The organism is Streptomyces sp. AN091965, assembly GCF_022698285.1.
Taxonomy (GTDB): domain Bacteria; phylum Actinomycetota; class Actinomycetes; order Streptomycetales; family Streptomycetaceae; genus Streptomyces.
Genome location: NZ_JALDMY010000001.1, coordinates 5527065 through 5538386 on the forward strand (window position 1 = coordinate 5527065; position 11322 = coordinate 5538386).

Genomic DNA, 11322 nt, shown 5'->3' on the forward strand with positions numbered 1-11322 from the left:
GAGGACGAGCGCGGTAGCGCGATGCGGTGGCGGGCGGCAGGGGACGTTGCGAGGGCGGGCGCGGAGCGTGGCGGAAGGGCGGGTGGGCGGGGGGAGAGAAGCCCCTGTCGATCGGCAGGTACAGGCGCGGCCGCAGGCACGTAGCGTCGAGGGGGTGAGAACCCGACGCCATGTGGACGCCCTGCTGTGGCTGGCCCTGGCCACCCCCGCGGCGACGGCCGACGCGATCGGCCTGAACGAACCCCGCACGGCCTGGCAACAGCTCGGCGGCCTCGCCGCCCTCGCCGCGGCCGCCGCGATCTGGCGCCGCCGCCCCACCCTCGCGTTCCTGCTCGCCGCGGCCCCGGGCGAGGCCACCGCCCCCTCCCTGTTCACGGTCTCGTACGGCATGGCCCTGGCCGTCTTCGCGTTCCTGCTCGGCAGGCACGGCCCGCGGGCCAGGCCCGCGCTCCTGGCGTTCGCGGCGGTCGCGGTGGCGGGCACCGGCAAGGTGGTGGTGCGCGACGTCGACCCGGTCGTCGAGTGGCTGGTGCTCATGGCCACGCTCCTGTTCGGCGCGGTCTTCCCCTGGCTCGCGGGCCGCTACCTGCGGCAGAGCCGCGCCCTGACCGCCTCCGCGCTCGCCCGTGCCGACCAGCTGGAGCGCGAGCAGCGGATCGTCGCCGACCGGGCCCGGCTGCGGGAGCGGGCCCGCATCGCGCAGGACATGCACGACTCGCTGGGCCACGAGCTGAGCCTGATCGCGGTGCGCGCGGGCGCCCTCCAGCTGGCCGCCGACCTGCCGGAACACCATCGCGCCGCGGCCCGCGACCTGCGCGTCGCGGCGGCCGACGCCACGGACCGGCTGCGCGAGATCATCGGCGTACTGCGGGACGAGGGCGACGAGCCCGCCCCGCTCGCGCCGCCCGGCGAGACGGTGGAGCAACTGGTGGCACGCGCGGGCGAGTCGGGCCTCGACGTGCGCTACGTCGCGGACGGCGCCGAGGAGCCGGGCCCGGCGGAGCGCCTCGCCTACCGCGTGGTCCAGGAGGCCCTGACCAACGCGGCGAAGTACGCGCCCGGCGCCCCCGTCACCGTCGCGGCGACCCGCGCGGACGCCCGTACGACGGTCACGGTCGTCAACGGCGCGCCCCGGGAGCCCGGTTCACCACCCGGCGGCGGCTCCGGCCTCGCGGATCTGCACACCAGGCTGGCGGCCCTGGGCGGCGACCTCGACGCGGGGGCGCACGCCGGGGGCTTCCGGGTGCGTGCGGTGATCCCGGCGGACGCGGGCGTCACGGTGACGGCCCTCGCCCCCGCGGACACCGCACCGGCGGACGCCGTGCCGCTGCCCTCCGGGACGCTCGCGCACGCCCGGCGCCGCACCGTGCTCGCCTTCGGGGCCGCCGCCGCGACCGGCGCCGTGCTGATCGCCGGAACCTTCGGCTGGTACGCGTACACGAAGACGCACTCCGTCCTGCGGCCCGCCGACTTCGCGGCGCTGCGCGTGGGCGCCGCACAGGCCGACGTCGCGGCCGTGCTGCCGGAGCGCGGCGTGAGCGATCCGCCCGTGGACCGGGCGCCGAGCCCGCCGCCCCCGGGCGCCGACTGCCGCTACTACCGCGCCAGCGGTCAACTCTTCACCTCCTCCGCACACTTCAGGCTCTGCTTCGAGAACGGAAAGCTCGTGGACAAAACAGTGATCCCCAAGGCCGGTTCGGCCTCCGTGAACGGCGCCGGAGGACGGCGGTGATCCGGGTCCTGCTCGCCGACGACGAGGCGATGATCCGTGCGGGGGTGCGGGCCATCCTCACCGCGGGCGACGGCGTCGAGGTCGTCGCCGAGGCCGCCGACGGCCGGGAGGCGATCGAACTGGCCCAGGCGCACCGCCCCGACGTGGCGCTCCTCGACATCCGCATGCCCCGCCTCGACGGCCTCGCCGCGGGCGAGGAGATCGTACGGACGCTGCCGGGCACGGCGGTCGCGATGCTGACGACATTCTCCGAGGACGCGTACGTCGCCCGCGCGCTCGGCGGCGGCGCCACCGGCTTCCTGCTGAAGTCGGGGGACCCGCACGAACTCATCGCGGGCGTACGGGCGGTGGCGGGCGGCGCCGCGTTCCTGTCGCCGAAGGTGGCCCGGTACGTCATCGACGGGCTCGGCGGGCGGCGCATCGGCCGCGAGTCGGCCGCCCGCACGCGCGTGGCCGCGCTGACCCCGCGCGAGCGCGAGGTCCTGGGCCTGGTGGGGGCGGGTCTGTCCAACCCGGAGATCGCCGCGCGCCTGCACCTCGTCGAAGGCACGGTCAAGGCGTATGTGAGCGCGGTCCTCGACCGCCTGGAGGTCAAGAACCGCGTCCAGGCGGCGATCGTCGCGTACGAGGCGGGGCTCGTCGCGGACGACGGCGCGCGGACCGCCCCGGGCGCCCCCGGCTGACCCCGCCACGGGGCCGGTGCGGCAGGGGGTGCCTCAGGGACGGTGCGTCGGGGGCTGCTGGTGGTCGCCCTGGTAGTAGCCGCCCTGCTGGTAGTCGCTGTGCTGGTAGTCGCCCTGCTGGGGGCGCGGCACGTAGGGGCCCGTGCTCTGCGCCGGGTACGCCGCGTCCCCGTAGGGGGCCTGCGGGTTGTACGGGGCCTGCGTGCCGTTGCCGTACCCGTACGGCGCCGCATCGCCGTACGGGGCGTGCGTGCTGTCGCCGTACGGGGCGTGAGTGGTGTCGCCGTACGGGGCGTGGGTGGTGTCGGAGTGCGCTGCCGCGTGCGGCGCCGCCTGTGCGCCGTCGGCGTACGGCGAGTAGGGCGCGTACGTCGGCGTCGCGTCGTACGCCGACGAAGCGCCGTAGGGCGAGGGCGTGTCGTACGACGTGGACGCCGCGTACGCGGGCGCGGGAGCGGCCGGCTGCCCCGCCGCGTACGCCGTGGCCGGGCCGGGGCCCGCGAACCAGGTGACGAGCGCCGCGCGCGACCCCCGCATCGTCTCGGCGACCCGCGCCACGGGGCGCGTGGCGAGCCGCACCACGAGGAACGCGACGACCGCGCCGAGCACCAGGCCGACGGCCACGTCGTGCGGGTAGTGCACGCCCACGAAGACCCGCGAGAAGGCCATGAGGACCGCCATCGGCAGCGTGAAGGCGGCGATGCGCGGCCAGGCGAGCGCGAGGCCGACGGCGGCGGCGCCCGCGATCGTGGAGTGGTTGCTGGGGAAGGACCAGTCGCCGTGCGGCGGGCACTCGACGAGCGGCGTGAGCGCGCCCTTCACGGCCCGGCACGGCCGTTCCTCGTCCACCACGGACTTCGCCGCCTCGCTGATCACATACGCGAGCGCCGTGCCCAGGGGGGCCAGGACCGCCACCGCGAACGCGCGCGAGTCCCCGCGCCGGGCCCGCCACCAGGCGACGACGAACAGCGCGCCGAAGAGCAGCAGGCCGAGTTCCGTCCACACCTCGGCGATGTGCTGCACCCAGCCGGGGGTGTCATGGGCGAACTCGGTGATGTCGCGGTAAAGGCCGGAGGAATCCATGGTGTCCATGATTACGGACCGTACGTAGGGATCTCGAATCGTCACATCCAGCGATGGACCGATATCCGACCTGACGAAAGACAGGGAGGGAACGGGGCGCGAGCGGGGCGACAGGCCGGGTGCGGGGCGGGTGCGGGGCGGTGCGCGTGGCCGGAACCGTGATGATGATCCGCAAAAGTTGTGGCCCTGGGCGGCGGGTGGGGCCAGAGAACGCGCCGTTCTCTCGTAAGGTTTGGGCGTGGGATCTCTGCGCAATCCGATCGGGCCGCTTCCCTCCTCCATCTACTGGCGCCGGAGGGCCGTTCTGCTGTCCGTGCTCGGACTCCTCTTGCTCCTCGTCATCTGGGCGCTCGCCTCGGGCGGAGGCGGTGGGAAGACCGGTGCTGACGGGCCGTCGGGCAACGGCCCCGCGACGTCCATCACGCCGGGCCCCTCCGGCTCGGGCCCCGCGATCAGCGAACACCCGGGCGGCCGGGACGAGTCGGAGGGCTCCGGCGGCTCCGGTGGTTCCGGCGGATCCGGCGGTTCGGGCGGCGGCGGGGACTCCGGTTCCGGCGGTGGCTCGGGCGAGGACTCCGGCGGCGCCGGTTCCGGCTCCGACGACGGCGCGAAGGGCGGCGGTGGCTCGGGCAACCGGCTCCCGGCCGGCTCGACGCTCCCCAACTGCGCGCCGGGCGCCGTGAAGTTGAAGCTGCGCAGCTTGCGGAACGAGTACGAGGCCGGGCAGAAGCCGAAGCTGGAGCTGACCGCGGTGAACACCGGCAGCAAGGCCTGCAAGGTCGATCTCGGAGCCAAGGGCGCGGTCCTGACGATCACTCAGTCCGGCTCGGGCGACGAGATCTGGTCGTCCGACGACTGCCCCGCCGCGGGCGGTACGAGCCTGCTCTTCCGGGTTCCCGGTGGCGGCCGGGTCTCGCACGTCGTCGAGTGGGACCTGAAGGCCAGCGCGCCCCAGTGCGCCACGCCTCCGGCCGGGACGGCGAAGCCCGACACCTATCTGGTGGAGGCCAAGTCCGAGGCCCTCGGCTCGGACCGCGCCTCCTTTGTCCTGACGGCCGACTGACCTCCGGAACCCTCCTCCCGAGCCGGGGTTGGGGGGCGGGCGGGCGCGGAGAGCCCCGCCCGGGAGGGACGCCGGGGCCCGGCCCCGGCACCCGCGGCCCGCCGGAGGCTAGACGTACCGCTCGAGGATCGACGACTCCGCGAGCCGCGAAAGCCCCTCGCGCACGCTGCGCGCCCGGGCCTCGCCGACGCCGTCCACGGTCTGGAGGTCGTCGACGCTCGCGGCCAGCAGCTTCTGGAGGCCGCCGAAGTGCTCCACCAGGCGCTCGATGATGGCGCCGGGCAGCCGGGGCACCTTCGCCAGGAGGCGGAAGCCGCGCGGCGAGACGGCGGAGTCAAGGGTCTCGGGCGAGCCCGTATAGCCCAACGCACGGGCCACGGTGGACAGTTCCAGGAGCTCGGCGTGGGTCAGGGAGTCCAGCTCGGCCAGTGCCTCGTCGACGGTGCGCGAGCGCTTGGCCGTGGGCTCGGGCACGTAGTCCCGGACGACGAGCTCGCGCTCGGGCTCCACGCCCGCGATCAACTCGTCGAGCTGGAGGGCGAGGAGGCGGCCGTCGGTGCCCAGCTCCACCACGTACTCGGCGATCTCGGTGGCGATGCGGCGCACCATTTCGAGGCGCTGCGCGACGGCGGTGACGTCCCGCACGGTCACCAGGTCCTCGATCTCCAGGGCGGAGAGCGTGCCCGCGACCTCGTCGAGGCGGAGCTTGTAGCGCTCCAGGGTGGCGAGGGCCTGGTTGGCACGTGACAGGATCGCCGCCGAGTCCTCCAGGACCCGGCGCTGCCCGTCCACGTACAGCGCGACCAGGCGCATCGACTGGGACACGGACACGATGGGGAAGCCGACCTGCTTGCTCACGCGGTCCGCCGTGCGGTGCCGCGTGCCCGTCTCCTCCGTGGGGATCGTCGGGTCCGGCACCAGCTGGACGCCCGCCCGCAGGATCTTCGACAGGTCCGAGGAGAGCACGATGCCGCCGTCGAGCTTGCACAGCTCGCGCAGACGCGTCGCGGTGAACTCGACGTCCAGGACGAATCCGCCCGTGCACATCGACTCGACGGTCTTGTCGGAGCCGAGGACGATGAGCCCGCCCGTGTTGCCCCGCAGGATGCGCTCCAGGCCGTCCCGCAGGGCCGTGCCCGGCGCGACCGCGCTCAGGGAGGCGCGCATCAGCCCGTCGGCGCCGGAGCCGCCACCGGGCTTCCCGGGAACCGCTGCCCGGTCGTTGGCTGCCACTGCACTCCTCCGGTCGCAGGTTGTCCGAGGCTCGGCCGACCCTCTGCCACACGCATGCGTTCGTACGGACGGGCGAGACCAGGGCAAAGTCTACCGGCGGTCCTCCTCCTCCCGTGGGGCCTCTCGGCGACGCGATCTCGGAAGGACGCGCAGCGCGTCCCCCATGTCGGCGACTTCGGTGACCTTCATACCGGCCGGGACCTTCCCGGGGTCGGCCGGTACGAGCGCGTGCGTGAAGCCCAGGCGGTGTGCCTCGGCCAGTCTGCGCTGCACCCCGGTGACCCGTCTGACCTCGCCCGCGAGGCCCACCTCACCGATCGCGACCAGGTTCTTCGGCAGCGGGGTGTCGCTGGCGGCGGAGGCGAGCGCGAGCGCCACGGCGAGGTCGGCGGCGGGCTCGGACAGCTTCACGCCGCCGACCGTCGCGCTGTAGATGTCGCGCTTGCCGAGGGCGCTGATGCGGCCGCGCTGCTCCAGGACGGCCAGCATCATCGACACCCGGGACGTCTCCAGGCCCGACGTGGTGCGGCGCGGCGAGGGGATCTGGGAGTCCACGGTGAGCGCCTGGACCTCGGCGACCAGCGGGCGGCGGCCCTCCAGGGTCACCGTCAGACAGGTGCCGGGCACGGGCTCGGCGCGGCGGGTGAGGAACAGGCCGCTGGGGTCGGCGAGCCCGACGATGCCCTCGTCGTGCAGCTCGAAGCAGCCGACCTCGTCCGTCGCCCCGTATCTGTTCTTGACGCCGCGGACCAGGCGCAGGCGCGCGTGCCGGTCGCCCTCGAAGTGCAGCACCACGTCCACGAGGTGCTCCAGGAGGCGGGGGCCCGCGATCGCGCCGTCCTTGGTGACGTGGCCGACCAGGAGCGTGGACATGCCGCGCTCCTTGGAGGCGCGGATGAGGGCCCCGGCGACCTCGCGGACCTGCGCCATGCCGCCGGGCGCGCCGTCGATCTCCGGGGACGCGACCGTCTGCACCGAGTCCAGGATCAGCAGGGAGGGCTTCACCGCGTCCAAGTGGCCGAGGACCGCGGCCAGGTCGGTCTCCGCCGCCAGATACAGGTCGTCGGCGAGCGCGCCGATGCGGTCGGCGCGCAGCCGGACCTGGCCGGCCGACTCCTCGCCGGTCACGTAGAGCGTGCGGTGGCCGTCCGTGGCCGCCTTCGCCGCGACGTCGAGCAGCAGCGTGGACTTGCCGACGCCGGGCTCGCCCGCGAGCAGCACCACGGCGCCGGGCACCAGGCCGCCGCCGAGGACGCGGTCGAGCTCCGGGACGCCGGTGGAGCGCGCGGTGGCCTGGCGGCCGTCGACCTGGCCGATGGGCAGCGCGGAGGTGGTGACGCGGCCGGGCGTGGTGGTGCGCACCGCGGGCGCGCCGTACTCCTCGACCGTGCCCCAGGCCTGGCACTCGGGGCAGCGGCCGAGCCATTTGGCCGTCTGCCAGCCGCATTCGGTGCAGCGGTAGGACGGACGGTCCTTGGCGGTTTTCGTACGGGCAGCCATGGGACGAACCGTAGCGGCAGCCACTGACAACGCCGCCGGACCCGCCCGCCAGGCCGCGCCACCAGGGGCCACCCCGGCCCGCCAGGGCCCACAATCGCGCCCCTCCGACGCGGCATGGCTCGAACAGACAACGGAATCGTGGCTTCCTGTCCCCTTTTGAGGGATCTGTTCACCCGTAAGGATTAAATGTGCTCAAGGGGGAGGAGGCCCCCGGCATCATGCGCCTAACTTCGCACGGGTGATGAGCAGCAGTCCGGAAGTCCCCACGCACACCACCGGCGCGCACCGTGCCTACGCGGGCCCCCGCAGCCGCGTGGTGCCGCGCACGGTCGCGCAGGCGCCCGCCGCGCCCTACGAACCGTTCCTGGACGGCCTGTTCACGTACTGCCTGTCCGTCCTCTGCGACCACGACACCGCCACCACCGCCCTCGGCGACGTCCTCGCGCTCGCCGAGCGCCGCGGGGCCCGGCCGGACGGCGACACGCGCGCGTGGCTGTACGCGCTCGCCCGCTGGATGTGTCTGCGCGCCCTCGCCGAGGCCCGCAAGGGCGGCCGCCAAGGAGCGCACGCCGCCGGGTCGGGCAAGACCCCGCCCGCGCCCCCGCGCGCCACGGAGGCGCCGCCCGCGGACGAGGCCGAGCGCGCCCGCCGCCGCGAGCTCGCCCAGCTGGCCTGGCCCGAGGCCGCCGGGACGACGCCCGAGCAGCGCGAGGCCCTGGAGCTCGCCGTCCGCCACCAGCTCGCGCCCAAGGAGGTCGCCGCCGTCCTCGGCCTGGACCCCACGGCAGCGCGCGAACTGCTCGCGTCCGCCGCCTGCGAGGTGGAGCGCACCCGCGCCGCGCTCGCCGTCGTCGAGACCGGCACCTGCCCCATCGTCGCCCGCCTCACCGGGGACAACCAGGTCCTCCTCGGCACCGCCCTGCGCCGCGAGCTCGTCCGGCACGTCGACGACTGCCCGCGCTGTCGCCGCACCGCCGAGCGCGCCGGCGCCGGAGCCTGGCCCGGCACGGCCGTCACCCCGGCCGCGCTGCCCCTGATCGAAGCCCCGCGCGCGGCCCTGCACCACGCCATGGCCCACGCCCCGCGCGCCCCCCGCAGGAACCGCGGCGGGCCCCGCTTCGACCGGCGCGGCTTCCCCATGGACCCCAAGGACCACGCCGCCCGCCGGGAGCGCTTCCGCGCGCGTGCCGTCACGACCACGGTCGTCGCCACCGTCGTGGCCGCCCCCGTCCTCGCCCTGTGGGCCGCCTACCGGGGCGCCCCCCTGACCGGCGAGGGCACCGACGGCCGCGCGTCCAGCGCCTCCGAGGCCGACGACGGCGGCCGCGACGGCTCCGGAGGCCGCGACAGCTACGAGAACGCGGGCAACGCCAGGACCACCCCCGACCCCCGCTTCGCCGCCGGGCGCGGCGGCCCCGGCGTCTCCGTGGAGGTCATCAGCCCCGGTGCCCCCGCCGCGCCGGGCGCGGGCCGCATCGGCGTCCAGGCCCGGTCGAACGGCGGCGTCACCCTCATCACGCTGACCGCGTCCGGGAGTTCGCCGGTGCGCTGGTCCGCGAGCACCGGAGCCCCCTGGCTCCTCCTGAGCCACGCGTCGGGAACGCTCGCGCCGGGCGATTCGTTCACCATCCGGGTGTACGTCGACGACGACCGCGAGCCGCCCGGCCACTGGAGCGCGCGCGTCACGATCGCACCCTCGGGAGCCGTCATCTCCATCGAGGGGTACGGCAGTTCCCGGCCCAGCCACCCCGGCCCCCGCCCGACGCCGACCCGCCCGGGCCCCGCCGACCCGGACCCGACACCCACCCCCAGCGGGGACGGCGACCCGACACCGACCCCGCCCGACCCCGACCCGACCCCCACGGACCCGGCGCCCACCGACCCCGCGCCGAGCCCCTCGGACCCCGGCTCCACGCCCCCGCCGAGCGGCGACGGCAGCCCCGGCCAGGGCTGAGCGGCCCCGCTAGGCGCGCGGCGGGTCGGCCGGATGCGGAGCCAGCAGCGGCAGCTGCGAGGCGAGGCGCGCCTCGCACAGCTCCACGAGCCGGTCGTAGCCCGCCTTGCCCATCAGTTCGATCAGCTCCGGCCGGTAGGAGACGTACACGGGATCGCCCGCCCCGTGTGCCGAGGTCGCCGACGTGCACCACCAGTGCAGGTCGTGGCCGCCCGGCCCCCAGCCCCTGCGGTCGTACTCGCCGATGGACACCTGGAGCACCTTGGTGTCGTCAGGCCGCTCGATCCAGTCGTAGGTCCGCCGCACCGGCAGCTGCCAGCACACGTCCGGCTTGGTCTCCAGCGGCTCCCGGCCCTCCTTGAGCGCCAGGATGTGCAGCGAGCAGCCCGCGCCGCCCGCGAAGCCGGGGCGGTTCTGGAAGATGCACGAGCCGTTGTACGGCCGGGTCTGGCGCTCGCCGTCCTCGTCCTGCGACACCCAGCCGGTCTCCCGGCCCACGTCGTGGTGCTGCCAGATGTCGGGCGTAAGCCGTTCCACGAAGGTGGCGACGCGCTTCTCGTCGTCCTCGTCGGAGAAGTGCGCGCCGAGCGTGCAGCAGCCGTCGTCGGCGCGGCCCGCCTGGATGCCCTGGCAGCCGCTGCCGAAGACGCAGGTCCAGCGGGACGTCAGCCAGGTCAGGTCGCAGCGGAAGAGCTGCTCCTCGTCCGCCGGGTCGGGGAACTCCACCCAGGCCCGGGGGAAGTCGAGGCCCTTCTCGTCGTCGGCGGGCACGGCGCCCTCGGCCGTCCTGCGGAGCTTCCGCACGGCCTTGTCGGCACGGCCGGCCTTACCGGCCTTGTCCTTCTTGCCCGCCTTGGCGGTCTTCTCGACCTGTGCTTCCTTGGCAGCCCCGTCCGCCTTGCCCGCCTTGCTCGCCTTGCCGTCCGCGCCGCCGCGCGCGGGCGGCGCCGACAGGTCCGTGGGCTCCGATGAGCGCGCGGACTTCGTTTTGTCGGTCTTCGCCTTTTTCGTCTTTGGCACGCCTCCAGGGTATGCGTGCTCACACCCGCCCCGGGACCAGCGAAAGCCGTGAGCGCAGTAGCGTTCCGTATATGAGACTCGGTGTCCTCGACGTGGGTTCGAACACGGTGCATCTGCTGGTGGTGGACGCCCACCCCGGCGCGCGACCGCTGCCCGCGCACTCCCACAAGGCCGACCTGCGCCTTGCCCAACTGCTCGACCCGGCGGGCGCGATCGGCCCCGAAGGCGTCGACCAGCTCATCGCCACGGTGCGTGACGCCCTCCAGGCCGCCGAGGACAAGGGCGTCGAGGATCTGCTGCCGTTCGCGACCTCCGCCGTGCGCGAGGCCACCAACGCCGACGACGTCCTCGCCCGGGTCCGCGCCGAGACCGGCGTCGACCTCCAGGTCCTCACCGGCGAGGAGGAGGCGCGGCTCACCTTCCTCGCCGTCCGCCGCTGGTTCGGCTGGTCCGCGGGCAAGCTCCTCGTCCTCGACATCGGCGGCGGCTCCCTGGAGATCGCGTACGGCATGGACGAGGAGCCCGACGCCGCGGTCAGCCTGCCGCTCGGCGCCGGGCGGCTCACCGCCGCGTGGCTGCCGGAGGACCCGCCGGAGCCGGGGGACGTCCGCGCCCTGCGGCGGCACGTGCGGGCGCAGATCGCGCGGACCGTGGGGGAGTTCAGCCGCCTCGGCAGCCCCGACCACGTCGTGGCCACCTCCAAGACCTTCAAGCAGCTCGCCAGGCTCGGTGGCGCGGCGCGGTCCACGGAGGGGCTCTACGTGCAGCGCGAGCTGAAGCGGAAGTCTCTGGAGGACTGGGTTCCGCAGCTGGCCGCGATGACCACGGGGGAGCGGTCCGAGCTTCCCGGGGTGTCCGAGGGGCGGGCCGGGCAGTTGCTCGCGGGGGCGCTGGTCGCGGAGGGCGCGATGGATCTCTTCGGGGTCGAGTCCGTGGAGATCTGCCCGTGGGCCCTTCGGGAGGGCGTGATCCTGCGGCGGCTGGACCACCTGCCCGCGGGCTGATCCCTCACGGGGGGCGCCCCAGACCCGCCCCTTCCCGATCCGGGGGCTCC

The 11322-nt window shown here is 75.0% G+C and carries 8 protein-coding genes and 1 pseudogene; 5 read left to right on the plus strand and 4 right to left on the minus strand.

Going from position 1 to position 11322, the window contains the following annotated elements:
- The first annotated feature begins 154 nt into the window (after nucleotides 1-154).
- Nucleotides 155-1732 carry a sensor histidine kinase gene (locus tag MQV74_RS23450; protein WP_242720631.1) on the plus strand — a complete coding sequence of 526 codons (1578 nt, stop codon included), beginning with the start codon at nucleotides 155-157 and terminating at the stop codon, nucleotides 1730-1732.
- Complete coding sequence (locus MQV74_RS23455; protein WP_242720633.1) at nucleotides 1729-2415, plus strand: response regulator transcription factor; 687 nt, start codon at nucleotides 1729-1731, stop codon at nucleotides 2413-2415. Before MQV74_RS23450 ends, MQV74_RS23455 begins: the two co-directional genes overlap by 4 nt.
- Nucleotides 2416-2880: 465 nt before the next feature.
- Here MQV74_RS23455 and MQV74_RS23460 read toward each other — a convergent pair.
- Nucleotides 2881-3507: pseudogene (locus MQV74_RS23460) on the minus strand (phosphatase PAP2 family protein); the annotation flags it as partial.
- A 229-nt stretch (nucleotides 3508-3736) separates the two neighbouring features.
- On the opposite strand from MQV74_RS23460, the gene MQV74_RS23465 reads away from it, so the two are divergent.
- On the plus strand, nucleotides 3737-4561 hold the full coding sequence (locus tag MQV74_RS23465; protein WP_242720635.1) for a hypothetical protein: 825 nt from the start codon (nucleotides 3737-3739) through the stop codon (nucleotides 4559-4561).
- 108 nt (nucleotides 4562-4669) lie between these two features.
- Here the strand turns inward: MQV74_RS23465 and disA are convergent, their stop codons facing one another.
- The gene (gene disA / locus MQV74_RS23470; protein ID WP_144320268.1) at nucleotides 4670-5794 is read right to left on the minus strand and encodes a DNA integrity scanning diadenylate cyclase DisA; all 1125 of its coding nucleotides are present in this window, start codon (nucleotides 5792-5794) and stop codon (nucleotides 4670-4672) included.
- Between the two features lie 90 nt (nucleotides 5795-5884).
- A complete protein-coding gene (radA, locus tag MQV74_RS23475) occupies nucleotides 5885-7294 on the minus strand; it encodes a DNA repair protein RadA (protein WP_242720637.1) in 1410 nt (469 codons plus the stop codon).
- 238 nt (nucleotides 7295-7532) lie between these two features.
- Here radA and MQV74_RS23480 point away from each other — a divergent pair, with 238 nt between their 5' ends.
- The gene (locus MQV74_RS23480) at nucleotides 7533-9248 is read left to right on the plus strand and encodes a BACON domain-containing protein (protein WP_374120673.1); all 1716 of its coding nucleotides are present in this window, start codon (nucleotides 7533-7535) and stop codon (nucleotides 9246-9248) included.
- Nucleotides 9249-9257: 9 nt separating this feature from the next.
- Here MQV74_RS23480 and MQV74_RS23485 read toward each other — a convergent pair whose 3' ends face one another.
- Nucleotides 9258-10268 (minus strand): hypothetical protein, encoded by a 1011-nt coding sequence (locus MQV74_RS23485; RefSeq protein WP_374120674.1) that lies wholly within the window; start codon nucleotides 10266-10268, stop codon nucleotides 9258-9260.
- Between the two features lie 71 nt (nucleotides 10269-10339).
- Here MQV74_RS23485 and MQV74_RS23490 point away from each other — a divergent pair, with 71 nt between their 5' ends.
- Entirely contained in the window at nucleotides 10340-11272 is a 933-nt protein-coding gene (locus MQV74_RS23490; protein ID WP_242720641.1) for a Ppx/GppA phosphatase family protein, read from the plus strand.
- Nucleotides 11273-11322: the final 50 nt, after the last annotated feature.